Source organism: Streptomyces sp. NPDC037301 (assembly GCF_055602785.1).
On sequence record NZ_JBVJWD010000011.1, the window covers coordinates 207577 to 232800 of the forward strand.

At 69.7% G+C, this 25224-nt stretch carries 22 protein-coding genes; 9 read left to right on the forward strand and 13 right to left on the reverse strand.

What is annotated here, in order from left to right; all coding sequences use genetic code 11:
• Positions 1 to 66 precede the first annotated feature (66 nt).
• Complete coding sequence (locus ACZ7IB_RS20040) at positions 67 to 1002, forward strand: DUF5655 domain-containing protein (RefSeq protein WP_470914064.1); 936 nt, start codon at positions 67 to 69, stop codon at positions 1000 to 1002.
• A 96-nt stretch (positions 1003 to 1098) separates the two neighbouring features.
• On the opposite strand, the gene ACZ7IB_RS20045 is transcribed toward ACZ7IB_RS20040, so the two are convergent.
• Entirely contained in the window at positions 1099 to 1845 is a 747-nt protein-coding gene (locus tag ACZ7IB_RS20045) for a DNA-methyltransferase (RefSeq protein WP_384335373.1), read from the reverse strand.
• 579 nt (positions 1846 to 2424) lie between these two features.
• Here ACZ7IB_RS20045 and ACZ7IB_RS20050 point away from each other — a divergent pair.
• The 8 genes from ACZ7IB_RS20050 to ACZ7IB_RS20085 all read left to right on the forward strand — a co-directional run bounded on the left by ACZ7IB_RS20050 (position 2425) and on the right by ACZ7IB_RS20085 (position 10556).
• Positions 2425 to 3570 (forward strand): C40 family peptidase, encoded by a 1146-nt coding sequence (locus ACZ7IB_RS20050; RefSeq protein WP_470914067.1) that lies wholly within the window; start codon positions 2425 to 2427, stop codon positions 3568 to 3570.
• 87 nt (positions 3571 to 3657) lie between these two features.
• Positions 3658 to 3966, forward strand: a complete 309-nt coding sequence (locus tag ACZ7IB_RS20055; RefSeq protein ID WP_389998471.1) for a DUF6112 family protein — start codon at positions 3658 to 3660, stop codon at positions 3964 to 3966.
• The gene (locus ACZ7IB_RS20060) at positions 3966 to 4646 is read left to right on the forward strand and encodes a hypothetical protein (protein ID WP_470914070.1); all 681 of its coding nucleotides are present in this window, start codon (positions 3966 to 3968) and stop codon (positions 4644 to 4646) included. The genes ACZ7IB_RS20055 and ACZ7IB_RS20060 overlap by 1 nt, the downstream gene beginning before the upstream one ends.
• Before the next feature lie 27 nt (positions 4647 to 4673).
• Positions 4674 to 6101 carry an SCO6881 family protein gene (locus ACZ7IB_RS20065; RefSeq protein WP_470914071.1) on the forward strand — a complete coding sequence of 476 codons (1428 nt, stop codon included), beginning with the start codon at positions 4674 to 4676 and terminating at the stop codon, positions 6099 to 6101.
• 155 nt (positions 6102 to 6256) lie between these two features.
• Positions 6257 to 7729, forward strand: coding sequence for an SCO6880 family protein (locus ACZ7IB_RS20070; protein WP_470914074.1), 1473 nt, complete (start codon positions 6257 to 6259; stop codon positions 7727 to 7729).
• Between the two features lie 37 nt (positions 7730 to 7766).
• Positions 7767 to 8219, forward strand: coding sequence for a DUF6238 family protein (locus ACZ7IB_RS20075; protein ID WP_470914078.1), 453 nt, complete (start codon positions 7767 to 7769; stop codon positions 8217 to 8219).
• Between the two features lie 33 nt (positions 8220 to 8252).
• Positions 8253 to 9830, forward strand: coding sequence for an ATP-binding protein (locus tag ACZ7IB_RS20080; RefSeq protein WP_470914081.1), 1578 nt, complete (start codon positions 8253 to 8255; stop codon positions 9828 to 9830).
• A 90-nt stretch (positions 9831 to 9920) separates the two neighbouring features.
• Complete coding sequence (locus tag ACZ7IB_RS20085; protein WP_470914131.1) at positions 9921 to 10556, forward strand: hypothetical protein; 636 nt, start codon at positions 9921 to 9923, stop codon at positions 10554 to 10556.
• Between the two features lie 206 nt (positions 10557 to 10762).
• On the opposite strand, the gene ACZ7IB_RS20090 is transcribed toward ACZ7IB_RS20085, so the two are convergent.
• From ACZ7IB_RS20090 to ACZ7IB_RS20145, 12 genes are all read right to left on the reverse strand, one after another.
• Positions 10763 to 10885: a hypothetical protein gene (locus ACZ7IB_RS20090; RefSeq protein ID WP_470914083.1), complete on the reverse strand. Its 123-nt coding sequence runs from the start codon at positions 10883 to 10885 to the stop codon at positions 10763 to 10765.
• A gap of 477 nt (positions 10886 to 11362) precedes the next feature.
• Positions 11363 to 11803, reverse strand: coding sequence for a hypothetical protein (locus ACZ7IB_RS20095; protein WP_470914085.1), 441 nt, complete (start codon positions 11801 to 11803; stop codon positions 11363 to 11365).
• Positions 11804 to 12229: 426 nt separating this feature from the next.
• On the reverse strand, positions 12230 to 12514 hold the full coding sequence (gene cas2, locus ACZ7IB_RS20100) for a CRISPR-associated endonuclease Cas2 (RefSeq protein ID WP_470914087.1): 285 nt from the start codon (positions 12512 to 12514) through the stop codon (positions 12230 to 12232).
• 4 nt (positions 12515 to 12518) lie between these two features.
• Positions 12519 to 14393: a CRISPR-associated endonuclease Cas1 gene (gene cas1 / locus ACZ7IB_RS20105; RefSeq protein ID WP_470914089.1), complete on the reverse strand. Its 1875-nt coding sequence runs from the start codon at positions 14391 to 14393 to the stop codon at positions 12519 to 12521.
• Between the two features lie 211 nt (positions 14394 to 14604).
• Positions 14605 to 15687: a CRISPR system precrRNA processing endoribonuclease RAMP protein Cas6 gene (gene cas6, locus ACZ7IB_RS20110; protein WP_470914091.1), complete on the reverse strand. Its 1083-nt coding sequence runs from the start codon at positions 15685 to 15687 to the stop codon at positions 14605 to 14607.
• A 385-nt stretch (positions 15688 to 16072) separates the two neighbouring features.
• Positions 16073 to 17212, reverse strand: a complete 1140-nt coding sequence (locus tag ACZ7IB_RS20115; RefSeq protein ID WP_470914093.1) for a hypothetical protein — start codon at positions 17210 to 17212, stop codon at positions 16073 to 16075.
• Positions 17213 to 17230: 18 nt separating this feature from the next.
• A complete protein-coding gene (locus ACZ7IB_RS20120) occupies positions 17231 to 17701 on the reverse strand; it encodes a hypothetical protein (protein WP_470914096.1) in 471 nt (156 codons plus the stop codon).
• Positions 17698 to 19101: an RAMP superfamily CRISPR-associated protein gene (locus tag ACZ7IB_RS20125; RefSeq protein WP_470914099.1), complete on the reverse strand. Its 1404-nt coding sequence runs from the start codon at positions 19099 to 19101 to the stop codon at positions 17698 to 17700. The genes ACZ7IB_RS20120 and ACZ7IB_RS20125 overlap by 4 nt, the downstream gene beginning before the upstream one ends.
• Positions 19098 to 20462 carry a type III-B CRISPR module-associated Cmr3 family protein gene (locus ACZ7IB_RS20130; RefSeq protein ID WP_470914103.1) on the reverse strand — a complete coding sequence of 455 codons (1365 nt, stop codon included), beginning with the start codon at positions 20460 to 20462 and terminating at the stop codon, positions 19098 to 19100. Before ACZ7IB_RS20130 ends, ACZ7IB_RS20125 begins: the two co-directional genes overlap by 4 nt.
• Entirely contained in the window at positions 20452 to 21018 is a 567-nt protein-coding gene (locus ACZ7IB_RS20135; RefSeq protein WP_470914107.1) for an RAMP superfamily CRISPR-associated protein, read from the reverse strand. The genes ACZ7IB_RS20130 and ACZ7IB_RS20135 overlap by 11 nt, the downstream gene beginning before the upstream one ends.
• Positions 21003 to 22511 carry a Cas10/Cmr2 second palm domain-containing protein gene (locus ACZ7IB_RS20140; protein ID WP_470914109.1) on the reverse strand — a complete coding sequence of 503 codons (1509 nt, stop codon included), beginning with the start codon at positions 22509 to 22511 and terminating at the stop codon, positions 21003 to 21005. Before ACZ7IB_RS20140 ends, ACZ7IB_RS20135 begins: the two co-directional genes overlap by 16 nt.
• On the reverse strand, positions 22508 to 24565 hold the full coding sequence (locus tag ACZ7IB_RS20145; RefSeq protein WP_470914111.1) for a hypothetical protein: 2058 nt from the start codon (positions 24563 to 24565) through the stop codon (positions 22508 to 22510). Before ACZ7IB_RS20145 ends, ACZ7IB_RS20140 begins: the two co-directional genes overlap by 4 nt.
• Positions 24566 to 25224 lie beyond the last annotated feature (659 nt).

Sequence of the window (25224 nt, forward strand, 5' to 3'; positions counted from 1 at the left end):
GGGTGAGGAATAGTCGGCAGGCTCCCCCGATTGATCTTGGTGCAAGGATCGCGGGAGGGGGCACTGGTGGCCGAGCTGATGTTGTTCCGACGGGACGCGGACGGACGGGATGTCGAGCTGTCCAGTTCGACGGTGGCGCTGGAGGTGGAGCTGCAGCAACGCGTCGAGGCCGGCCTGGAGGAGATGCTGGGCATCCGGTTCCTGGCATCGGAGTACGCGACCGGCCCCTGGCACCGGGGGCGGATCGACACCCTGGGGTTGGACGAGAACGGCAGCCCGGTGGTGATCGAGTTCAAGAAGGGCTCGGACAGCGGGGTGATGTCGCAGGCCGTCTCGTACCTGTCCTGGCTGGAGTCGGCGCAGCACGAGTTCGAGGCGCTCGTACGGAAGGTGCTGGGCGCGGAGGCCGCCGAGACGATCGACTGGCGTTGTCCGCGGATGGTCTGCATCGCGGCCGGCTTCTCGCACCACGACCGGGTGGCCGTCCAGCGACTGCCTGAGCGGATCGACCTGGTGCGCTGCCGGATCTTCGAGGGTGGCCTTCTGGGGCTGCTGCTCGTTGACTCCGCGCCCGGCTTCCCGAGCGCCACTGCGTCTCGGCGGAGCCGGGAGCGAGCAACGGTGGTCGACAGCACTCCAGCGGCGCCGGCGTCTCCTTCGCCGACGGGTGTCGGCCTCGTTCCCGAGTGTCTTCGGGACCTGTACGCGGAGCTGGACGAGGCGCTCACGGCGTGGGGCGAGGTAGAGGTGGCGCCGCTGCGGCACTACATCGCCTACCGGCGGCTGGTGAACGTCGCGTCGGTGATCTTCCGTCCTAAGCACGAGGCGATCCTGGCGTACCTGAGACTCGCCCCGGACACTGTCGAGTTGGAGGAGGGCTTCACCCGGGACATGCGCGGCATCGGGCACCTCGGGACCGGGGACCTGGAGGTACGCCTCGTCTCGGCGGCCGACCTGGAGAAGGCAGCGCCGCTCATCCGGCGGGCGTTCGAAGCGGCCTGACACAACGAGAAGGGCGGCTGGTGTATCGGTTACTCGATGCGCCAGCCGCCCTTCGGCGTCTGCGGGCCGCCTGCCCCGGGCTCTCCGCTCTAATGCTCATGCCTCCGGTCCGGCCAGCTCGAAGTCGTCCTTCGTCAGCTCGGCTCGCAGCCGCTCCTCGGCGACGTCGGCGTAGTGCGCGGAAAGCTCGACGCCCACGAAGCGGCGTCCCTCGCGCAGGGCCGCGACCCCCGTGGAGCCACTTCCGGTGAAGGGGTCCAGCACGGTGCCGCCCTCGGGGCATACCTGGACGAGCTGCTGCATGACCTCGACGGGCTTCTGGGTGATGTGGACCCGGTCCTTGCGGGGCTGGGAGGCGATGTAGTGACCGGGCAGGTAGAGGTCGCGGGTGTTGTCGAGGGATCCCTTGACGCCCCAGATGATGAACTCGGAGTCCTGCTTCGGCCCGCCCTTGCGGGGCCGGCTGGAGGGCTTGATCCACGGGATGGTGCCGCTCCAGGTCCACCCCGCCATCTGCAGGGCGTCGGAGGTGGTCGGCTCCTGGCGCCAGTCGGTGAAGACCATGGCGACCGCGTGCTCGGTCGAGGCCCGGTACGCCTCGGTGAGCAGTTCGGTGAGCCAGGAGCGGTAGGAACGCTGGTCGCGGTTCTCGCCGGGGAAGTTGGCGAGGTCGTGGGCGCTGTTGCTGGTGACGTACTTGGCACGCGCGGTGCGGCCGGTGCGGTCCGAGCTGGTACGGCCACCGGAGTTGTACGGCGGATCGGTGATCACCGCCTGGACGCTCTCGTCAGGGAGGGACTTCAGGACGGTCAAGGCATCGCCTCGGTGCAGCGTGTAGCTCATGGGGAGGGCCTCTCTTCGGGCACGGCGGATCTGGACCCGCTCCGGTCAGCGCTCAACGGCGTTCGTCTCGGGCGAGGTTGCACCGGAGGTTAACGGCGATTTCCGGCCGCACCTAACGAGGTGACCTCCTGCAGAGGGCCCCGGGACGGCAGTCGTTTGGTGCGGCCGGAATCCCGGTCTACTGTCTCGCCGTGTCACCGGGCAGGAGCCCCGCCCAACCCCCGTTGACCTGTGCTTATCCGTGCTGTCTCGTCCAATCGAGCAGCTTCGGCGGCACGTTGCCCACCTATCCGCGAGCGCCGTGAGGAGGTCCCGGTGTACTGCCTGAGATTACGAGCGCGGCTGGCTGCCGCGCGTGACCTGAAACCGGCGTTCGGGAGCTACCAACTCCTCTGACCCGGGCCCGCCGAGAGGCGGATGCACATCGGCGCGGTGCCGACGGCTTTGCACGAGAAGTCGGCACCGCGCCTCCTACGAACACCGAGGAGCCGCTGCGATGCAGCATGCCCTGACACACCCACGCCCCGACCCACCTCCGTCACCTGGCCGACACCGCCATCGCGCTGAACGGCAGCGGCGATGAAGAAGACAACCGGAGCCCTTGTCGGTCTCTGTGCGACCGGCCCGCTGCTGCTGGCCCTTCCGATCCTCGCCATCGGCGCCGGGACCGCATCGGCCTCCTGCTCGACCGACGGTGCACAGGGCGTGGACACCTCCGCCGTCGCCAAGCAGGTGAAGGCCATCCTGGACGGCGGCGACAGGGGCTCGGTCTCCGTGCCGGGCCTGGACGCCCCTGCCGATCAGGTGCCCAACGCCAAGACGATCCAGGCCACGGGCGTCGCGATGAACATTCCCGCCCGAGGGCAGGTGGTCGCCCTGGCGACCGCTCTGCAGGAGAGCGGTCTGCGGAACCTGACCTACGGCGACCGCGACAGCCTGGGCTTGTTCCAGCAGCGGCCGTCGATGGGCTGGGGTACGGCGAACGAGATCCTCGACCCGGTGCACGCCAGCACCAAGTTTTACGAGGGGCTCAAGAAGGTCTCGGGCTGGCAGTCCCTTTCCGTCACCCAGGCTGCTCAGGCGGTGCAGCGGTCGGGATTCCCGGAGGCGTACGCCAAGTGGGAACCCCTGGCCACTGCCTTGCAGAAGGCCATCGAGCCCCTGCTGTCGAAGACCGGCGGCGCGTCGCCGAGCCCTTCTCCGTCCGGCTCGGCCGGCACCGACAGCCCTGCACCCACTACCGCGGGCGGGTGTACAACGGGCGGCGACGGAGCCGACTTCGGGACCATCCCGGCAGGCGCGGTGCCGGCCGGATACAAGATTCCGGCCGATGCTCCGCCGAAGGTCCAGACCGCGATCCGCTGGGCTCTCGGCCAGCTCGACACTCCGTATCAGTGGGGCGGAAGTTGCACCGACTCCCACGGGCCCGACCCCATGGGCCGGTGTGACTGCTCCTCCCTGATGCAGCAGTCGTACAAGGCGGCCGGGGTCACCCTGTCGCGGACGACGTACACGCAGGTCACGGAGGGCGCGTCGGTATCGGTCGACGCTCTCCGGCCGGGTGACCTCCTCTTCACCGAGGGGACCGCCAGCGTCCCTGAGCATGTCGGCATGTTCATCGGCCAGGGGCTGATCATCCATGCCCCGCATACCGGTGACGTGGTGCGCATCTCGACCCTCGCGTCCTGGAAATCGCAGATTCTCGCGGCCCGCCGAGTCGTCTGACCGGCGCTTCTCCCTCTCCCCTTCTTCTCGCACCGCCGCTCCGCTCCCTCGGGCTTCGGCGCGCAGTAAATCGAACTGGAGTTCGTAATGTTTCTCGCCGACAAGGTCGTCCAGCTCGCCTACGATCCCGGCATCACGCCGAACGAGGGAGGACTTCCGGGTCTCTCCGTCCTCAAGCAGGTGATGGGCTCCATCAACCTCTTCGGGATCATCGCCGTGGTCGGCGCGCTCGCCGTCAGCGCGGGCGTGTGGGCCTGGGGCCACCACTCCGGCGGCCACCAGGCCGAGGCCAGCGGCAAGAAGGGTGTGCTGGTCAGTGCTGGCGCGGCCCTGCTGCTGGGTGCCGCGAACGGTGTGGTGGCGTTCTTCAGCACGCTGGGGACGCAGGTCCGCTGATGCCTTCCCGCTCCTCAACCCCCGGTGGCGCGTCTCGCGTGCGCCGCCGGGCGTTGCTCGGCACCGCCGTTCTGGTGGTGCTCGTCGCTCTCGCCGGCCTGGCCGCGTACCTCACCCGCGACGGCGGGGACTCCCCTTTGCCGCAGGCGAGTTCGCCTCCATCTTCTTCCTCGGCCGCTTCGCCGTCCGGGGCACCGTCCCCCACCACACACTCTGTCGTCGTCCCGGTCGCACCGGACACGCACGATCCGATCACGTTCGGGAAGGCAGCCGCCGCAGCGCTGTGGTCCTACGACGCTCGTGCGTACTCCCAGGCGGAGCTGCTGACCGCTCTGCACGCATGGCTGACCACCGAGGGCAAGTACGCCGACTCAGATTCGGTCGACGCGGTCGTTCCCTCTGCTGCGCTGTGGAAGGAGATGGCCGTCAACGGCCAGTTCGCCACCGCCAAGGTGAACGAGGGGCACTTCCCTGACTCGTTCACCCAGGCCCTTCAGGCGGACCCCGGAACGATCACGCAGGCGTACGTCTACGCCGTGACCGTCTCCGGCAAGCAGTCGATCGCCTGGAACGGCTCAGCCTCCGGTGGCGCGGAGAGCCGTGTCATCACCCTCGCGGTCCAGTGCCGCCCCTCCCAGCCCTGCGCCCTGGCCGGTGTCATGCCGTCCGTGGCGCCCTGACACCCAGCCCGGAAAGGAGGCATCGCCATGGGAGTCTGCGACATTCCGCTGATGGACAAGGTCTGCGGTGCTGTCGACTTCGCGACCAACCCTGCCGGGGCCGTCACCGACGGCATCGGCGCATGGATCGCGAAGTCGGCCGGTGAGCTGGCCGCCAGCGCGGCGGATCTCGCCGCGAAGGCCGTCAACGCGACCACCGCCATCGATCTCAACGCCGGATGGTTCCGGGACAACTACGAACTGCTGCTGCCCATCGGGCTCGCGCTGACCGTCGGCACGTTCTGTATCCAGTTGATGTCCGCGGCCTGGCGCCGGGACGAACGAGCCCTCGCTCAAGCCGCGATCGGCACCATGACCGGCGTCCTGTTCAGCTTCTGCGCCATCGCCTTCACCTCAGTCGCCATCACCGTGGTCGACGCCCTGTCCGACGGTCTCTTCCATGCAGCCAACAGCTCCGTCGACGACGCGATCCGCCGTGTGGTGAAGGTCAACCAACTGGGGGCGATGTACGGCCTGGGCTGGGGAGTCCCAGCCCTGGTCGCCCTCGGATGCGCGATCGGCGCGTTCCTGTACTGGGGCGTGATGGTCGCCCGTAAGGTCGGCGTCCTGGTCATGGTCGCCCTGGCGGTCTTCGCCGGAGCCGGCGGAGGCTGGGAGGTCGCCAAGCGGTGGCGGCGGGGCTGGATCGAGGCCACTGCCACTCTGGTCGTCTCGAAGCTGCTGATGACCGTGGTCTTCCTGATCGGCGTCTCGGCGATGGGCAAGTCCGACGCCACGGACGGCATGGCCGCCCTGTCCGACGCGATGGCCGGCATCGTCGTGATGGTCCTGGTCCTGCTGTGCCCGTACGCCACGTACAAGTTCGTCCACTGGGCGAGCGACGGTGGCGGACATGATGACCTGCACCGAACCAGTGTCGCCGGTATGGCGGTCGCCGCGGGGGCCGCGAAGACCGCGGGCAGCATGGCGATGCGTGTCGGCACCGGTGCCGGCACGGGCGCCCCTGCGCCGCAGGGTCCGAGCGAGGTCCCCGGTGCGGGCACCGACGGTGTCGCCTCCGGTATCAACCCCGCCGGTGGCAACCTCAGCAAGGAGGGCATCGATGCCAGGCCGCCCAAGCCGCAGACCACCTTCCGCTACGGCGAGGACCCGAACGCCACCGGCGACAAGGGCCGCGCCCTGATCCAGCGTCCCGGCATTCCGGCGCTGATCACCCGACCTGACCAGGGTGAACCGGAGGGTGGTGAAGGAGGCGCCCCGGGTGGTCAGTCCGCCGTCGCGTCGGCTCCGGGCAGCACCGTGACCCTCGCTGGTGCCGTACCGCCTGTCAGCCCCGCGCCCGGGGCAACGAGCAGCCTTGGCGCACCGTCGCCGTCCTCCACGGGGCCGTCGGCAGCCGGTTCTCCGACGCCGACGAGCTGGGTGCCCCCCACTCAACCGCCTTCGGATTCCTGACCAACCACAGCCAGGGGCGGGCTGTACCCGCAGCCCGCCCCGCACCCCCCGCACCGCCAATCACCGCCAATCACCGGAAACGGAGCCCTCGCCATGACTTCCAGAAGAGCGCCGCACGCCTCGCCCCCTGTCCCCTCCCACCGTCTGGAACCACCATGTCCGATACCTCCCGGGGCGAAGCCGCCACGGCCACCATGAAGTTCCCGCACCGCAGCCGCCGGGGCATCCTGCTCGGCCTGACCGCCCCGCAACTGATCGTCGTGAGCCTCGCCGGTCTGCTCCTGCTCGCCGTGATCCTCACCCGCGGCGTGGTCGGCGCTCTCGAACTCATCCCCCTCTGGGCCGTCATCGCCCTACTCGTCTTCGTCCGTCACCGGGGACGGGCCCTGGCCGACTGGGCTCCGATCGTCACCCGGTACGTGCTGCGCCGGTTGCGGGGCCAGCTCGTCTGGCTCACCCGCCCCTCCAGCCGCCCCGTGCGCGAAGGGCTCCTCCACCTGCCCGGCACCGCGGCCAGCCTGCGCGTGGTCACCGCCCCCGACGGCCGCTACGGTGCGGTCCACGACCCGCACACCGGCACCCTGACCGCCGTCGTCAAGGTCTCCTCCCGCGCCTACGCACTGCTCGACCCGGGCACCCAGAACACCAACGTCAACGGTTGGGGGCGTGCGCTGGCCGCGCTCGCCCGCACCGGGCAGGTGGCCAGGATCCAGGTGATCGAGCGCACCGTCCCGGACTCCGGCGACGCCCTGCGCCGCTACTGGGAGAAGCACGGCCGGCCCGACACCCCGGTGGCAGGTGCGATCTACAGCGAGCTGATCCAGAGCGCGGGCCCGGCCGCGGCACCACACGAGGCGTACGTCGCCGTGTCCCTGGACGCCAAGGCCGCCCGGCGTCTGATCAACCAGGCCGGAGGCGGCCTCACCGGGTCCTTCAACGTCCTGGCGCAGCTGACCTCGACCTTCGATCAGGCCGCGCGTACCGCCGGGCTCAACCCCACCGGCTGGCTCACCGCCCGTGAGTTCGCGGCCGTCGTACGTACGGCTTACGACCCCAAGGCCCTTGCGACGCTGGATCGTTGGTCCACCGCCGGGCATCCCGAGGCCGAGCCCGCCGCTGCCGGCCCGGTCGTGGTTGTCGAGAAGGCGGACCACATCGCGACGGACTCAGCTGTCCACTGCACGTACTGGGTGGAGAACTGGCCCCGCATCGAGACGTCGGCCGGTTTCCTGCACCAGCTGTTGTTCACCGCCGGGGTGCGGCGCACGTTGTCGCTGTCGTACGAGCCGAAGGGCCTGGACGCCGCCCTGCGTGACGTCCAGCGCAAGAAGGCCAGCGTGATCGCGGATGCCGCCGAGCGGACGCGGCGGGGTCAGGTCGACTCCGAGGCGGACTCGATCGAGTACCAGGACATCAAGTCCCGTGAACGCCAGCTCATCGCCGGCCACGCGGATGTCGCCCTGACCGGGCTGCTGACCGTCTCGGCCGACTCCGAGGAGGAACTCCGCTCCGCCTGCGCGGTCGTGGAGACCGCGGCCGTCGGCGCCCAGCTCGATCTGCGGCCGCTCACCTGGCAGCAGGCCGAAGCGTTCACCGCCGCCGCCATGCCGCTCGCCCTCACCATCTGAGGCCGGCCTTCCCTCCCTTCCGAAAGAGCACCCCCTCATGTCCCGCACCGCCAGTACGACCGCGCAGGACTTCGTGCCCTTCGCCACCGCCGCGCTCGACTTCCACCGCGCGCTCAACCTTCCGGGCGGTCCCCTCGTCACCGCCCGCGCCGAGCTGGACGCCCTGCACGCCCACCTCGCCTCGCTGCACGGCTTGCTCGACGCCCATACCGCCCGCACCGGACGGCTCGTACCGGTTGAGGGCGACGAGCTCCGCGCCGCCCGCACCCGGATCTGGCAGGCCGCCGACCACCTCCACACCGCCTACCACGCCGCGCCCCGGCCAGGCTCCGGCAACGTACCCGAACCCGAGGCGTGCCAGGCCCGCCTGCCCGACGGGGCACCCGAGCTGACCATCTGCCAGCGCCACCAGCGCACCGCGCACCTGGTCCGCCGCCGCACCACCCCGGCAGACCTGCACGCCCCGTTCACCGGCCTCATCCGCCACTGACTGCCCCTGCCTGCCCCGTCTGGAGAACCGCTCATGCCCCGCACCCGTGCCAGTGCCTCCCATCTGTTCGTCCCCCGCAAGGCGTCCCGCGCCGAGCAGCGGGCCTCTCGTGCCGGGTTCGCCGAGGCCCGCCGCCAAGCCCGGCTCGCCGGTGCTCCGCCCAAACGCCGCGCTGAGGAATCCCTCGATCCAGAGCTGCGGCCCACCTACCCGCCGTCCGGACGCCCCGGCTCCTCCTCGGCTCGGGGCGGCAAGCTCAGCCTGCCCGCCCACCGGATGACCACCGCCACCGTGTCCGGGGCCTACCCTTTCCTCGCCGAGGGCGGCCTGGGCGCGGAGGGAATCTTCATCGGCCGCGACGTCCACGCGGAGGCGGCGTTCTGCTACGACCCGTTCTCCCTGTACAGCAGCGGGCGGATCGAGGGCTTCACGAACCCGAACGCCGTCCTGGCCGGGATCATCGGCATGGGCAAGAGTGCGCTGGCCAAGTCGATAGCCACCCGGGCAATCGCCCACGGCTACCGGGTCTACGTTCCCTGCGACCCCAAGGGAGAGTGGACGGCCGTCGCGCAGGCCCTCGGCGGCTACAGCACCGCCCTGGGACCGGGCCTCCCCGGCAGGCTGAACCCCCTGGACGCCCCGGCCCGGCCCGCCTCGGTGAGCGAGTCCGACTGGGTGACCGAGGTCCGAAAGCGCCGCCTCCTGCTCCTGGCGGGCCTGGCCCGGACCGTACTGAAACGCGACCTGCTACCGATGGAGCACACCGCCCTGGACCTCGCGCTAGACCTGACCGTCGCCGAAGCCGACGCCACCGGCACGGTGCCGCTGCTCGGCGAGATCGCCCACACCCTCGGCTCGACCGAGCGCCTCAACCGAGCCCTCGGCGACCAGGCCGGACACATGGGACCCGCCGCACAGGACCTCGCCCACGCCCTGCGCCGTCTTGTCCACGGCGACCTGAGCGGCATGTTCGACGCCCCGAGCACCGTCGCCTTCGACCCGGCCACCCCGATGCTGTCCATCGACCTCTCCCGCCTCGGCGGCTCCGGCGACGACACCGCCCTCGTCCTCGCCATGACCTGCGCCTCGGCCTGGATGGAGTCCGCCCTCGCCGACCCGGACGGCGGCCGACGCTGGGTGATCTACGACGAAGCCTGGCGCGTGATGCGGCACGTCGGCCTCCTGGAGCGCATGCAGTCACAGTGGAAGCTCTCACGCGGCCTCGGAATCGCGAACCTGATGGTCATCCACCGCCTCAGCGACCTGCTCAGCGCAGGCGATGCCGGCTCGCGCGGCCGGGTACTGGCCGAGGGCCTCCTCGCCGACTGCTCCACCCGCATCATCTACCGCCAGGAACCCGACCAACTCACCGCCGCCGCCTCACTGCTCGGCCTGACCGGCGTCGAAACCCAGGCGGTGTCCGCCCTGACCAAGGGCCGGGGCCTGTGGAAGGTCGCAGGCCGATCCTTCATCACGCAGCACATCCTGCACCCAGCCGAACGCGAACTGTTCGACACCGATGCCCGCATGTCTGCCAAAAGCGCCGAGTTCACGAAAACTGAAGCGCCCTTCCCGCCACTCACCGTCCGTTCACTGCCCCACTCGCGGTAAGCGCCGGCACAAAAGCAAAGGACCAACCATGTCCGCTTCCCTTAACTCGCCCGCTGCCTACGAAGGCCGGCACCGACGGCCACCGATCACCTGGCGTGGCGCCAGCACATCCCGGCACTGACCTCCGCCGCTGCCGGCATCAAGCAAGCGTCCAATGCCTGGGACGCGGTCTCGGATTCCTTCTGCGACCAGGGCGGCTGGCCCATCGATGAGAAGGGATATGCGGACGGAAAGTTGACGCGCGACGCCGAAGCGTGGAAACACGTCCAGGTCTTCCTCGCCCACGGCCCCGAGGTCCTGGTCGGCGTCCACGTCGCCGCCCACCGCGCCGATTACATCGAGGGGCCGGTCAGCGATGATCTCCGGCAGCTGCGCGGAATCGACACCGTCCTGGAACGAGCAGGCCAGATTCGGCACGAGTGGGATCAGGTCATGGAGCTCATGGATGTCTCGCTCCCCGGCTCGCGGGAGATCTACGAGAGCCGGGCGCGGGAGATCCGCAACTCCGATGGCTGGCACTACGCGGACGAGTTGGCGTTCCAGGGCCCGGCGCTCGCTCGGGCTGGCGGCTACCTGGCCAACCGAGCGGATCCTGATCCGCCCTCGCAGACCGAACGCGTCCAGGCGGCCTTCGCCCGCTCCACCTCCGGGAACCGCAGGACCTCACCCGCTTCGCCTCCCGCACCACCCGCGTCGGACCCGACGCCCCCACGCCGTTCCCGCTGACGCCGATAGCACCGACTTCCGGCGCGACCAAACCGGCCGATCACCGGATCCTCATGGAACGCCACACCCCCATCAGCCCCACACGCCCGCAGCTCGCGCCGCCGCCGGCCCGGGAACCCCGTGGAAAAGCGTCATGCGCCCCGATCAGCCCTGGCCCCCTCCAGCAGGAAGGTATTTCCATGACCGCGCACACCAGCGAACCCCTCTCACAGCACGCCACTGCCGGCACGCCGGGGCAAGAGCACGGGTACGGCCACCTCACCGCTCCGCTTCGGCAACGCGGCCTGGAGTGCACCGTCGAGTACGGGCTCAGCGACTACATCGTCCACGTCGGCCTCCCCGACGGCAGTTCGCTGATCATCTCGCCGCCACAGGAACCTTCGACCGACCATCCACCCGGGCATCCCGCGAGCTGGTTGGTGACCCGCGGTCATCCCGACGACTCCGCAGTCCACGAAGTGATCTACGACTCGGAGCCACACGGCCCCCACGCCCGGCACGGAGGCAGCGTCCCGCATCTGCTCGCCGCCATCGACGAGCGCCTGGATCAACTCGCCGTGCCGCCACGGCTGGCCTCTACCTCGCCCCGGGTGAGCGCTGCTCTCGCGCTCTCACCAACAGCCCAACGCGCGATCCCAGCACAACCGTCAACGTCATCCGCCGTACGCACCGCACTGCCGCCCGCTCGTCCCTCGTCCGTACCCGGTCGCTTACCGCTTCCCGCCTCGGAGAAATCTCCATGTCCCGCACCAGCAGCACGATCCCGGCCCTCGACCACACCTCTCCCTGAGCCCGCACCGGACGGATCAGCCATGCCCACCAACTGCGATTCGCCTCCCGATGTCGCATTCGGCCGCCACCCCGACTACGGCATCGTCGCCGTAAACCCGAAACAACTCGCATCCGTCACGAGGATGTTGGGGGTTTAACTTCCGCCCCGTCCCGGACGACCCGGCGCTATACGCGTGGCCGATCAGCAGCGTGATGGAGAGGAACGCGCCACCCGGGGCTTGGCACTCGGCCACTGCATCCAGATACGCGTCGGCTTGTGTCACGGTCTTCGCGGCCAGCGGTTCCGCCGCGCGCTCGTCGAATGTGGCGAGGGTCTGTTCGTTGGCTGCGGCATGGCCTTGCGGAGTGCCGTCGTCATGACGGTGGGACCGCTCTGCCGCCACCTCTGCCATTAGCTCATTGGCCTGTGCCAGGTGCGCGGCCACCTCCCCGACCGTCCACTCCAGACCCGGCACGGAAGCAACGGTATCGGGGCGCCACGCAGCAACTCCGCGATCTCCTCGGCCGTCGTCCGCATCGCATCTGCCAGCCCTCGCGCAGGCGGTCGGGCACCGCGCTTCGTACGTCCTGACCCTGATCTGCCGCTGAGCCCGCTCCGCTGCCGCTCCCGTGAACGCCGTACCCGTCGCCCGAGCCCGCCGCGCGCGCCTGTTGCCTGCGGGTTGCGGGTTGCGGGTTGCGGGTTGCGGGTTGCGGGAGCAGTTCACATGGCCTCCCGGCAAGAGGCCGACGCTCACAGTACGCACCCTCTCGACGAGAGAACACGTGTGCGCAAACGTGATCACCCCGAAGACGACGAGAGACAGGCCGAACTCCTCCGCCGCTCCCGTGAACGGGAGGGGGCTCGGGCCGCCGGCGCGGCGGTACAGCCGTGCTCGCACTCACACGATCCAGAAGTCTGCCCGCTCCTCAAGGCGGCGGTTGCCAAGGATCACGAGTTCGTTGAGGACCGGGGCGGACAAGGGGTAGAGGCGGACCTGGTCCTCGTCCCGGTCGATAAGTTTGCGCAAGGTGCCGCGAAGTTGTTGGACCGCCTCCTTCGTCGGGAGCGTGACTTCGAAGACGCTGTACTGGACCCGGGCGCCGTGGGCGGCGAGGGTGTCGGAGATCTCGCCGCGCCGGACGTCGTCGGCGATGTCGTAGCTGATCAGGAGGGTGTAGGGCACGAGGTCACCGCCAGCTGACGGGGGTGTAGGCAGGGGCGCGGTCGGCAATGACGTCGGCGAGGTGGCGAGCCTGGACGCCCAGAGCGGTACGGTAGGAGATCCGGCGGCCGGCCGTCGGATGGTGGGCCACGGTCAGCATGCGGCGCTCGTACGCCGCCAGGAACGTACGGAGCGCCTCGCGGTCCATGCGGCAGCCCTTGCCGTCGTCCTGTGTGGTGAAGTCGCCCGGGCCGAGCTTGCCCGACGTGCACACCCCGATGACCAGGTGGTCCACGATCAGCGGGCGAAACTCCTCCATGAGGTCGAGCGCGAGCGACGGGCGTCCACGACGCATCTCGTGGAGGAAGCCCACCCCGGGATCGAGGCCCGCGAGCTCGACCGCGGTTGCGGCCTCACGGGTCAGGAGCGTGTAGCCGAAGGACAGCAGCGCGTTGACCGGGTCCGGGGGCGGGCGGCGACGCCGCTGGGTGAAGGCCCACGCGGGGCCTAGGATCCTGCCCATCGCGCCGAAGTGATCACGGGACGCCGCGCCTTCGACCCCCATCAGCGCCGCTGGCGACTCGGCGAGCAACGCGCTCTTACGGGCCTCCAGGAGGCGGGCCGCGGTGGGTTCTGTGGGCTCGAGGTGACCGGCTCGTGCGGCGCGCAGGAGACAGGTGCGCATATTGGCGATCTTCCCCGCGACGAAGGCCGTCGCTAGGTCCAGCTTCGCCGCGCTCTTGTCGGCCAGCCGGTGCTGGGCGTGGCGGAGTTCGACGTCGGGCCCCTCCGGTCCGGTGAGGCGCCCGAGGAACTCCCCGTCCTCCTCTGTGAGGACGACCTCGATGCCGTGCTCGAGAGCCCGGCGAAGGAACGGCGTGGTCAGCGTGGCGGGCGTGGCACAGACGACCTGGCTGACGCGGTCGAGGGGGACGCCAAGGAGCTGCTTGTCACGGCGCATGACACGGAGGCGGTTGCCTTTGGTGCGGAGCGACGACCCTGGCTCGGTGACGTAGACCGCCGACTCCAGCGGGGAGACGCGCGTGGACGTACGGGTGCGGGACCCGGAGGTCGTGAGCTTGCCCAAGAATTCGACACCCTCGTCGAAGCTCTCGATACGGGACTTGTTGTCGTTGAGCTCGAGGTCGAGGCGTTTGAGGGCCTCCTCCGCCAGTTCCAGGACCTTCTCGCCCTGGGCGTGGGTCGCCACGGGGACGGCGAAGTCGTCGCTGTAGCGCAGGACTCGGTGTCCGGCGCGGAGTAGATCGCGATCGAAGGCGTCCAGGTACAGGTTCGTGAGGGCGGGAGAGAGCGAACCGCCCTGATGTAGACCGCGCCCGGCCTTGATACGCCGCGCCGCCGGACCGACACCGCGACGGTTGACGAGCTGACCGACCAGATGGCATAACTCGGCGTCGGGAACGAGTTCGCGCAATCGGGTCAACGCCGGCCAACGCGGCACCTGTTCGAAGCAGTCCTTGATGTCGGCGCGGACGACCCACCGGGCACCGTCGTCCCGTGCGGCAGTGAGATCGTGCAGGGCGTCGGCCACGGACAGGCCCTTGCGGTAGGCATAACTCCAGGGGAGAAGCACAGCGTCGATGTGGTCGTCGACGACCTCCATGAGCGCACGCTCGACGATCCGGTCTTCCACAGCGGGTACGGCGAGGAGACGCTTGCCGCCCGACCGCTTGTCGATCTCCATCGCGTAGACGGGCGACGGCTTCCACGTACCGACGCGAAGGGTCTGGCTGAGCGCCGCCAACCGGCCGAGCACGCCCTTGGCGTAGTCGGCGACCTGCGGGTTGACCTTGCCGTCCGCGAGGTCGTTCTCCTGGACTTCGCCCCACGCGGCGAGCAGGGCTGACTCGGACGCAGCACGGTGGAGCAGTTCGGCCATGGTTGTCCCTTCGGGCTGAATGCCGGATTCACGCCCTGCGGGCCTCTTGTTTTTAACAGAACACTGGCGAAGACACTCAGCTCACCGAATCTAGGCCTGGCGCTTCATACCTGCGGGCTTTTCGCTCCTGTGGAACGCAGCCCGGTCTCGCCTACGCCGCGGGGTGGGTGTTCTATGCCCTGCGGGCTTTTCTTTCCTGCGGAATCTTTGGTCACAACTTCGTGGTTGGCGAGGCTTGGGACGTTTCTATGCCCTGCGGGCTTTTCTTTCCTGCGGAATTCCCGTGCGCCGAACATCGGCGGACGCAACTGCAACCGTTTCTATGCCCTGCGGGCTTTTCTTTCCTGCGGAATCCTTCGCCTCGGGCGGGGCCCGCGACCTGCGGCGATTCTGCCCGTTGCGCGGGGCTTGCCGCCAGCGGTTCTATCGCACTGTGATGCTCGTCACAGGATTCGTTTTCGGGGCTGCGACCTGCGGGTTTGGCTCGCGCGGAAATCGGCTTCTGCGGGCTCTTGGCGGGGAGGGCGGTTACGGCTTCGTCGGACCGACTGTCCGTCCGGCGTCGTCTCGTGGGGTGGGACGTGTCGAGGGTGGTCCAGCCGAGACCGTGGGTGGTTTGGGCACCGACGCCGGCAAGTTCGGCGAAGTGGGAGAGGGCGGTGAAGGCCGCTGTCACGTCGGGATGGGCAGTGCGGGGCAGGGTGAAGGTGGCGTGGCCGAGGAAGCCGATGCGGTGGCCCTGTCCGATTTCGGTGGGGGCGCTCTTGGTGTGGTGGGCGGCGAGGAGGACGGATTCCCGGAGTTCGGTGATCAGCGGGTCCGGGAGGGGCGTCTCGGCGTAGGTGTTCCAGCGGCGGGCGAGGCCGGTGTAGAGGAGTTCGGGGTCGGGGAGCGGGATCCAGCGGCCTTTGCGGGTGAAGTGGGTGACCGAGAGGAAGTCCATGGTCATCCGCTGAGTGAGCGGGAGGGCGAGCAGGGCCGGGTAGGGGGCTCCCTCGGCGTGGATGTCTTCGATGGTGAAGAACTGGCTGCCAAGGCGGACTTGTTGGCCGATCTGTTGCTCCAGCGGTGGCACCGTTTGGTCGTCCAGCCAGCCCAGGGTGAGCAGCGCGTGTCCGGGGGCGTGTGGGGCGCTCATGAGCGGGGTGATGGAGAACGGTTTGGTCTGGCGGTGGTGGTCGACGCCCGCACCCTCGAGGAGGGTGCAGGCCAGGCCGTGTAGTTGGGCGGGGGCGATACGAGTGGGCCGGATGCCGTCCTCGGGGCGGAGGAGGAGGTGCCAGCGCTGGGGCATCAGTTTCCCTTCCCGTCGGGCCGGAGGGAGGCGCCGATCGTGAGTGCGTGGCAGCCGGTGATCTGGCCGCCGGTGTCGTGGAGGAGGTCGTGGGGGACGAGGGTGCGGTGCGGTGCGGGAGGGCGTCGGCTACGAGGCGGGGGCGATGTGCCACGTGCTGGGGGACGGTTCGGGGAGTCCGGTGACCACTCCGAAGCCGACGCGGGCGGGGGGATTTCCACGCTGCCCGTTTCGTCGGCGGCGAGCGTCAGCATTCCCTCCTCATAAGGGACTTCGCGGCAGCGGGCCGGAACGCCTGGCTGTGGTAGTCGCACAGCCCGATGCCGTCCGGGCCGATGACCCTGATGGGGGGGCGGGGTGCGGTTCACGCGTAGTGGTGGGACGTTCATGGCAGTTGTCCCGTGGGGGCGGAAGCATTCATCAGGTGGCCTTCGTGGCGTACGACTGTCACGTGGTCGCGTCGCGTGAGCCAGCCGACGGCGATGGTGATGGGCAGGGGCGCGTTGATGAAGAGCTGCACTTCGACGTTCGTGCTGGCGGATTGGCGGGCCCAGGCTTCCTTGGCGGCGATGATGCTGCGGTAGGTGTGGTTGGCCACGGCTTCGAAGACCTCGGTGTTCTTCGTCTCTGGTAGCCACGCCGAGGCCGCTTGCAGAACGGCGTGGGCTCCGCACGGGTTTCCGGTCGCCTCGTGGTCGTCGGGGTCGAAGACGTAGCCGGTGTGGGTGCTGTCACCGGGACGGCGTACGTGGCCCGTCTCGGCGACCCCGGACGCGTCCGTGACCATGGAGGACGCGGGGGACAGCCGGACGATGAAGGCGAGCCGGTGTCGGTGCTCCGCCGGGCAGTCGGAATGGGTGACGAGGGCGGGGCCGTTCGGGTCGGGGGCTTGTGTGAGGTGGGTGGCGAGAAGTGCCTCCTGGCCTGGGGTGAGCGGGTTCCTGAGGTGGTTGCCGAGCGTCAGGCCGGGGACAACGGTCTCTCCGTGGACCCCCGAGGCGTGCATCACGGACAGGGCCGTATACGTGTCCCTGGCGAGCCGGCGTCCGAGATGGAAACCGTCGTACATCTGGGCGAGCGGGTACAGGATGACGGAACCGTCGGCACCGCTGGTCCTGAACTCCACGACACGGGCGTCGATGAGTTTCGCGACGAGGTCCATGCGCGCGTCCGGGGAGAGGTCCCGGCCTCCGGGGCTGAGCAGGCCCCCGTCGATGACGAGGGTGCTGCTGTGATTCCCTTTCGAGGCCTCCGTCATCGTGGTGACCCGATTACCTTGTGCGTCCGGATAGAGGGACACGACGACCCCGACTCCGCGCTCACGGACGAGCGCCCAGCCAAGAATCACGAGGAAGAGGGCTACCACGAAGACGCCCACGTAGAACCAGCCGAAGTCCCACACCTTTTCCAGGATGTTGGGGACGACACCGAGCGCGATAGCGGAGAACACGGCGATCAGCAGGGCGCCTCGTCCCTCGCGTGAGCGGACGAATTCTCCCAGTTGCCGCAGCCACGACGTGTGCATGTGCGTGTTCCCGCTTTCTCAGGGCGCTGTCGCGCGGACGAATGTCACGGGGGTGGGGCCGGGCAGTTCGAGGAGTTCGAAGGACAGGGTGTGGGCGGAGGCGGGCAGGGGGCCTGCCTGGTGGTCGTCGGGGGCCCATGGGGTGCCGCGGCGGGCGCGGGCCGTGACAGGTTCGCCGTCGCCGGTTCCACCGCCGCCACCGTCGCTGCTGTCGCCGGGATGGAGGGCGGCGACCAGCGCGTCCTGGCCGTCGACACGGAGGCGGACGCAGCGCCGGGTGTCCCAGGCCCACAGGTGGGTGGTCTGCGGGACATCGTGCGGGAGGTCGGCGGCCGGTGCGACGTGGAAGCCGTCGAGGTCCGCCCAGGCACATACCGTTCCCGTGAGCAGGGTGCGTGCCTGGGGCCAGGGCACGCGTCCGTGGCGGTACAGGTGGGCCGGGACCGGGGCGGCCCCGTACCGGGGGCCGGGGGTGGCTGGTGTCGTCATGCCGGGGCCTCCTCGGTGAGTGCGGCGTGTCGGAGTCGTAGCGTCTCGATGGCCGCCGTACGTTCCTGGGCGAGCCATTGGGCGGTGGCGGGCAAGGCGGTGAGGGTGCCTTGGCCGCGGGTGGTGCCGGCTCCGATGCCGAGGCGGCCGGCCGCAAGGTCGTTGAGGGCCAGGAGGAGGGCGGCACAGGCAAGTTCGGGGATCTCGCGGCCGCGGTCGTGGTGGATGCGAAGGGTCAGGGTGCCGTCCTCGATGGTTTCCTCGGTGTAGAGGGCGGCGTCGCGGGCGCCGCCGAAGACCCGGTCGAGGGCGACGTGGTTGCGGATTCGCGCGGTGCCGTCGCGGATCACGGTGTCGGCGAAGAGGAGGCGGCCCCGAGCGCCGACGCTCGGCGGGAGCTCGGCATGGGGCGGGGCCTGGTCGTGGGCGCCGGTGCGTTCGCTCCAGCCGAACGCCATACACAAATCGCACGTCCCGCAGCAGCCGACATCCTCGCCGACGGAGGCGCAGGCGTCCAGGCCGGCGGAGCGCAGAACGAACTCGCAGCGTGTGCGCAGTACGCCCTTCCACGTACTGCCCGGCACGATCGGAAGGTTGTCGTGGTCGCGCAGGACGGCACGAATGCCGGTCCGGCGCCCGGAGCGGTCGCCGAAGGAGCCGCTGCCGACGTGGAGGGCGTCGACGATGCGGAACTCCAGCTGCTGGTCGAAGAGTTCGGGCGGCTGGGTGGGGCCGCCGCGTTCCTCGGGGTCGTAGACGACGGTGGCATGTTCGTCGACGAGGTCGGGGCCGCCCTGCGTGAGCCAGTGCCGCAGGCCTTCGGCGCTGTCGAGGTCAATGGACCGCTTCAGGACGCGGGTGAGGACGGCTTGGCCGTGGCCGGTCGTGCGGCCGCGCCCCACCACCGGGCTCCAGCCGGCCAGGAGGTCGACGAGCTCGTCAAGGAGCGGAGAGTCCGGGCCGGGGGTGTCCAGGCGCAGCCAGAGCAGGATCTTCGTGCCCGGGGGCAGGAGTTCGCGGCTGTGGAGGGTCTTGGGCTGAGCGGCGGCCCGGTGCCGGTCGACAGCGGTACGGCGCCTGACCTCCGGTGCCTGGGGGGTTTCCAGTCGAGTGCCGAGGATGCGGACCGGTGAGGCGATCGCGACGGTCTCGGTGGGCGGCGCGTCCGTGCCGTTGCCCGGGCGGACGGCGCCGAAGAGCGCCTCGCGCCGCGTGGGGTGCGCCTCTTGACGCAGGGAGCCGGCCAGGGAGGTGCCTGGCAGGCAGGGGCGGTCCCACCCGTCGCGGGCGACAGGCAGGTCAGGACGCAGGACCGAGCCGATGGCCAGGCTCTCGGGAGCGGTGACAGATCCGGCGGTGACCAGTTCCAGTTCGGCGCGCAGGATGTGCACCACGCTCATGACGGCGGCTCCTCGTCGGTTTTCAGGCGGTGTAGCGCGGCCAGCCGGGCCAGGGTGCGGTCCAAGGTTTCGGGTGTGGCGCGCAGCAGCATCTCCTGGATGTCCTGGCGTAGTTCGCCGGGCAGGTTGCGTAGCCGGGAACGGCTGAGGAGGGCGTCGTGGGGCGGGTTGTGGTCGGCGCGTTCTTCCGCGTAGGGGCGGAGTTGGTCGATGAACCAGGCGGCGTGACCCGATCCGTAGAGCATGCGCGCGTACGAATCCGCCGGGTCCATGACCGCCTTCTCGGCCAGTGTGTACTCGTCCACGGGGTTGCCGGGGGGCCGCCAGGCGGTGGCGGCGGTCTCCACGGTGCCGAAGCCTTCGTTGCGGCGCAGCCCGATTCCGCGCCCTGCCAGTGCGAGCAGGGCCTCGGGGGCGGGTGGTGCTTCGAAGGTGAGGAGCAGGACCGAGCCGGCGCTGATGGCGAGTTCGACGGGCTTGGGCAGGTTCGAGGCGGCGTGCCAGCCACCTGCTCGTTCCCGCCGGGCCCAGACCCGCTCCACTGTCGTGACGCTGGTTTCGAGTACGGGTGACAGTTCGGCGTCCAGGGCGTCGCGCAGCCGGTCGCGGTCGGTCAGGTCGAGCGGGAGGCCGCTTGTGTCGGTGAGGATCGCCGGGGCACGGAGCCTGAGTGCCAGCCGCTCCCCTGTTTCCGGTGGGTGCGGGGCAGCAGTGGCTGCGGTGTAGGTGGCGCCGCCGCTCGTGCCGCGCCGCCCCCCGAGCCGCAGGCCACGGCGCCGGCTCAGCCACTCGGCCGCCTCCACGGGGAGGCTGTCGGCGAGTGTGATGTGGCCGTGGAACCGTCGATCGAGGCCCTTATTGTCCCGGGGGGCCAGGGCTCGGCGGGTGAACAGGTCGCCCTTGGAGGCCACCTGCGTCTCGTCGTCAAGCTTCAGATGGGTGCGCTGGACGACGATCGCGCCGCGCGCGTCGCCGAAGAACTCCACCGCTCCGCGTCCGGCGGTCAGCGGCCCACCGCAGTCGGCGCAGTACGGGGAAGGGCCGTTGTCGAACGCCTCGTCGTGATGAACGCCGGCGCATCGCCCGTACTTGCAGCGCCGCACCGACAGCGGCACGATGTGCGAGCCGGCGGCGAACAGCGGACCGTAGAGGGTGTCGGACTCAAACAGGGCGATGAACTGCCGTCGCAGACGGGGCGGGACCTTGTTCGGCAAGCCGTGGTCCCGGATCCACGCGGCGGCGAGCGCGCCGCGCAGCACGGAGCCGGGGATGTGCGACTGGGTCTGTACCGGTGCGGTACCAGAGGGACGGACACCGAGCGCGAGGGGCTGGTGCGCGGCCACTTGGATGTCAAGAAGCATGCTGTGGCCCTCGGGGCGCGGCGAGTGCGCGGAAGCGGTCGACGAGAGCCGTGTCCACGACGGGATCTGTGGTCGCGCACTCCACCCAGCCAAGCCCGCGCCGCCGGTCGGAGCCGATGCTATGCACTCCGGCGGCCGCGCATGCCAGCACCGCCAGGTGATCGTCCTCGTCCAGCGGCGAGGACGGCAGCAGCGCGTACCGTGTGACCTCGAACTCGGCCGAGCGGGCCCAGACCTCCTCGCCGTGCAGAAGGTGGTCACGCTTGGCCGCGCCGGTCTTCTCGTCGAGAGAGACACGGGCCCTCGTCCGTACCTTCGGGGTATCTGGGAAGTGGGCCGAGGACCAGGCCCACGCGGTCGGCTGCCGGGGCCCGCCGAACACGTACTCCACCAGGTCCGCCCGTCCGGGCAGAAGCCGTTCGGCCGAGTCCCGCATCAGGCCCTTCAGCGAGGACGCCGGTAGCAGGTCGTCGTGGTCGACGACCGCGTCGATCCCGGGCCGGGCCCCACCTGTGGCGATACGGAACGGACCGTGGAACGTCATCGTGACGCGCATGGCCACCACCTGGCGATATTGAGGGCCGCGCTCAGGCCGATCTTGGCGGGCGGCGGCGCGCTGTACTCGTCGAGAAGAGAGAGGAAAGGCCGTACGGTCTTGAGGTGGCCGACCCGGTGCGCGACCACAGCGGCGGTGATCTCACCCTCACCGCGCACCGCCTCCGCGAGGCGGGCCCGGTGGGCGGCGGGGACAGCCGCCAGTTCGGACAACTTCTCTACCGTGTCGGTGGGCTCTCCGCCGGGGGTACGCAGTGTGGACAGGAGGAGCGGCCGATGGGCCGGGGCCTCGGTACCGTCGGCGGTGATGTCCAACCACTGCACAGAGGCCTCCTTGCCCCGCACGGCCCGCTTGGCCTCGCCCAGACGGCTGTCCGCAGCCTCCACGAGCAGGTTCAGGGGGTGACCGGCGTGAGCGAAAACGATGCCCGCCGACGCCGTCGGAGCGATCAAAGGCGGTAGCCGCTCCGCGCGTTCGGCGCGACGCCGGTTCAGGACCTCCAGGATCTCGGCAGTCTCCTCGCGGACAGCCAGGCCGAACTCGTGCAGGAAGGCCAGCGTAAACGCCCACCCCTGGTCCGCAGGCAGGCTCACCAGCACGTCGTCACCGCCGACGACGTGCGGCACGACCACCACCTGGTCACGCTCCTCCGTCAGCGGCAGGCTCAGCGTCGCTTTCGTCAGCGCGTGCCGCGTGGCCTTGGACAGGGAACGCGAGATTTCCCGCTTCCAGTCCCGCATCTGCGGGTCCTCGCTCCCCTCCCCGACCAGCGCCTTGAAGAACTCGCCGAACGCGTTGCCGTCGATGGCCACCGTCGCCAGGTGGTTGCGTCCCGACGCTGCGCCCCCAAGCGCGGCCAGCGACGCGAAATCCTCCGGCGCGACGTGCGTGACCGGCAGACTCTTGGTCAGCCGCCGCTCCGGACTGCGCTCGTCACCCGCCATTCTCCTTCGCGGCACATTCCGCATCACGCAGTCCGGGCACAGCCGCGTCTTCATCCCATCGACCGTCTCCCAAGTGACCGCGGGATCCGTATGGCACATCCCGCAGGGCACCGCAAGCGGGAATTCCGCGGTCGCCGGCAGGTCGTACCGGACATCGCCCGCCTCGGTCTTCGGGTGGATCCGCTTGGCGTAGGCGTCCAGGTAGTACTCGCCCTCGCCCCAGACCGAGTGGAACTCCGCCCCCGGCAACTCCGCGCGCAGATGCGCAAAGACCCGATCTTGTACGCGCCGGACCCGGCCTTCGACGTCCACACCGAAGCCGGGGGTGAAACGGAGACTTACGACTCCATCCGCCTCGCCCGCCTCGTCGTTCACGTCCGCCAGGTGCTCGACCACACTCTCGATGACGCCGCGAGAGGTGACGCGGGCGAGGCTGTCGCTGGCGGTGCGGTGCCCGCGCAGACCTGCTGTGCGTGTCAGATACGACTGGATCCGGATGGCACCGAAGTCCACGTACACATGAGAGATGGCAGTGTGGGTCGGGGTCACTTCCCGTCCTCCCGGTTGTTCTGCCGGATTACCTTCATCGGCATGTTCAGGAGTGACGCCGACGACGCCGGCAGCTGCCCGTACGGATGCGAATTCGAGCCGGACGTCTTTTTCCAATACGTGAAACTCGCCTCCAGCACCTTGGGGTCGAGCGGCCGCCCCACCGCAGGAATTGGCGCCGCCGGCGGGTACCACACACGGTCGGCGGGCGCCCAGTCCAGCCGCAGCACCTTCGTCGACTGCTGCTTCCATACATCCCGCAGCTCGTCCCAGGCCGACTTACGGAACGCCGCCACCGCCTCCTCGACACCCAGGACAGGCGCCTGGGCGCCGAGGTAACGGCTCTGCGCACACTCCAGTTCCCGGATCCCCACCTCAGCGGTGCAGGTACCGAAACCGAGCGGCTGCCCACCGCCCAGCGCCAGGCCGTACTCGGGCCGCGCCTCATTCGGCTTGTCGAAGTGGTGCAACAGCAGGCCCGGATCCAGCGCGCACAACAGACCGCCCAGCGCGACCGCGTCGAGGTTCTCGAACCGGACCTCCGCCATGAACCGCGCCCCCACCGGCACCGACTGCCCCGTCGAGATCGACTTGCTCTCCGGGTAAAGGTCGTGGAAAGCCCTCCGGTTGTCGCCACGCGCACGGAAGTACGGCCGTTGGCCGGACGTTCCGGTCAGCCAGTACCGCTTTCGGCCCCGCAGCCGACGCCCGTCACCGCTGTCCGCCTCCGAACCCCACTCCCGCAGCGCCTTGCTCGGGTCGGACGCCTTCTTCCCGTCCAGGCCTCCGTCACGGGTCAGATAGAACTGCCCGGCACCCGGTTTCGGGGCGCCCATCGGCGGCAGGAACTCAGGTTCCAGCGCGTACTCCTGCGCCGGCATGGCGTCACTGAAGCGGACATGCCCGCGATACGCCCTCTGCCGGGCGCCGCCCTCCGCGCCTGCGCCCTCCGCGTCTACCGAACCGAACAGCCGGCAACTCGGACACAGCTCTCGCGGATGCCGGCAGGCAAGGGCGTACGGGTGGACACGCCCACCCGCCCTGACATGGCCACCGGGGTGCCTCCAGATCACCGACAGGGAGATCCCGTGCAGCCGCACCCCCTGCTCCCCCAACCGCTCCGGATTCACCCACACCACCTGACCAGGGCGCAGCTCCCGCCGCGCCCGATCTCGGTACCCGACCAGACCGAATCGCTTGACCTTGTGGAACACCGGCACCGGATCGCCCTCGCCGGACGACGCGGCGTCTGCGGGCCCTCCCTGCCGTTCCTTCTGGACATCCTGGGTTCCGTCTACCGCATCGAGGTACTCCTGCCACACCTCGTCGGGCAGGTCGACCTCCCAGGAGCCGGGCTCCAGCTCACCGGTGGCGCAGAAGTGTCGGCCGGGCAGATCACCGCCCCCGCGCGGGTTCTTCCGCGTGTTGTGGCGGGCACCAGGGGCAGTCACCAGCACCACCGACTCTCCGCCCGCCTTGACCTCGAACGGCTCCGCCAGCTCTAAGCGCCCCGGGGACCCGTGCACGCTCCGGCTGAGCAACGTGACCCGAGCCCCAGTCCTCAACCCTTCCGCCCCATCGAGCGCCTTGTGCAACGCGCCGTACTCCACCCACACTGTCTCCCCGCACAACCGCACCCTCGAGGGGGCACCGCGCTCGTCCACCTTCTCGACCAATGCCAGCCGCCAGGCATCGCCCCTGAACTGTGCCTGGTCGCGGTAGCCGGGCCGGAACCCGGCATCGAACACGCGCAGACAGCCATTCGCGAGCGTCTCATGCAGCGACCGCACCGCCCCTGCCAACGACGAGCCCGGCACGAACGGCACCGGCCCCTCGAACCCGGGAAAACGACGCACGGGGAACGTGCCGTCGTCGCCGTCGTACACATTCCGCAGCATCAACGGACTACGCGCCGTCAACGCCACCTCCAGCACCCCGCTGAATCGCCCCACCCCCAGCCGGCCATGCCCCGGCGGCGCCGAACGCCAGCCATCGGGCACCTCCTTCGGCGGTCGCACAAAGGTGTACGGATTGACGAACTCGTCCTCGTTCACGTTCCCCCGAACCCCCAGCCGGGCGCGCTACCGTGAGGCGCCCCGATGTGCAGGAAACCTATCTGAATGACGGACCATCAGCGCAAGCGGAACCATAGAACATCCACAAGAGGATGGCGCGCCCTCTCCCATTCGGTTGTCACGCGTGAAGGTTGACTCCTGCGACGAACGTTCTACAGTCCGGAGCCGCCACCCGAGGACTGCCTGATGGGGCAAGTTGGAGGCAACACCGGTGGTGCGGGCGGATGAGCGGCAATCGAGTTGGTACAGCGCGATCGAGATGGAGTTGCGGCGGGCGTTGTTCGCGGAAGAGTTGCCTTATCACGTGCACCGACGACTGGCAATGGGGTGCGGCGGCCCGGGGAGAGCGAGGACCCGGCCCCCCGGCCCCCTCGGCACGTTCCTGATGTGAAAAACCGCCCCAATCGCGCGAGTGATTCACTGCGAATGACGCCTGCCGCTGGCCCGGGCGACCTACCATCGGCGCTCGATGTAGTCAATTGCTGCACGGGCCGACGGCGTACAGTTCGCGGTCAACCCCACTCCTGAAGCGGGGGGGGGGGGGGGGGGGGGGGGGGGGGGGGGGGGGGGGGAGGGGGGGGGGGGGGGGGGGGGGGGGGGGAGGGAGGGGGAACTTTCTTACGTATCGTCTTTTCTTG

Coding starts and splice junctions, on each gene's coding strand:
- ACZ7IB_RS20115 (WP_470914093.1), bottom strand. CDS start 17,212: ATGCACACGTCGTGGCTGCGGCAACTGGGAGAATTCGTCCGCTCACGC.
- ACZ7IB_RS20070 (WP_470914074.1), top strand. CDS start 6,257: ATGTCCGATACCTCCCGGGGCGAAGCCGCCACGGCCACCATGAAGTTC.
- ACZ7IB_RS20120 (WP_470914096.1), bottom strand. CDS start 17,701: ATGACGACACCAGCCACCCCCGGCCCCCGGTACGGGGCCGCCCCGGTC.
- ACZ7IB_RS20125 (WP_470914099.1), bottom strand. CDS start 19,101: ATGAGCGTGGTGCACATCCTGCGCGCCGAACTGGAACTGGTCACCGCC.
- ACZ7IB_RS20055 (WP_389998471.1), top strand. CDS start 3,658: ATGTTTCTCGCCGACAAGGTCGTCCAGCTCGCCTACGATCCCGGCATC.
- ACZ7IB_RS20135 (WP_470914107.1), bottom strand. CDS start 21,018: ATGCGCGTCACGATGACGTTCCACGGTCCGTTCCGTATCGCCACAGGT.
- ACZ7IB_RS20060 (WP_470914070.1), top strand. CDS start 3,966: ATGCCTTCCCGCTCCTCAACCCCCGGTGGCGCGTCTCGCGTGCGCCGC.
- ACZ7IB_RS20045 (WP_384335373.1), bottom strand. CDS start 1,845: ATGAGCTACACGCTGCACCGAGGCGATGCCTTGACCGTCCTGAAGTCC.
- ACZ7IB_RS20065 (WP_470914071.1), top strand. CDS start 4,674: ATGGGAGTCTGCGACATTCCGCTGATGGACAAGGTCTGCGGTGCTGTC.
- ACZ7IB_RS20080 (WP_470914081.1), top strand. CDS start 8,253: ATGCCCCGCACCCGTGCCAGTGCCTCCCATCTGTTCGTCCCCCGCAAG.
- ACZ7IB_RS20075 (WP_470914078.1), top strand. CDS start 7,767: ATGTCCCGCACCGCCAGTACGACCGCGCAGGACTTCGTGCCCTTCGCC.
- ACZ7IB_RS20130 (WP_470914103.1), bottom strand. CDS start 20,462: ATGCTTCTTGACATCCAAGTGGCCGCGCACCAGCCCCTCGCGCTCGGT.
- cas6 (WP_470914091.1), bottom strand. CDS start 15,687: ATGCCCCAGCGCTGGCACCTCCTCCTCCGCCCCGAGGACGGCATCCGG.
- ACZ7IB_RS20050 (WP_470914067.1), top strand. CDS start 2,425: ATGAAGAAGACAACCGGAGCCCTTGTCGGTCTCTGTGCGACCGGCCCG.
- cas1 (WP_470914089.1), bottom strand. CDS start 14,393: ATGGCCGAACTGCTCCACCGTGCTGCGTCCGAGTCAGCCCTGCTCGCC.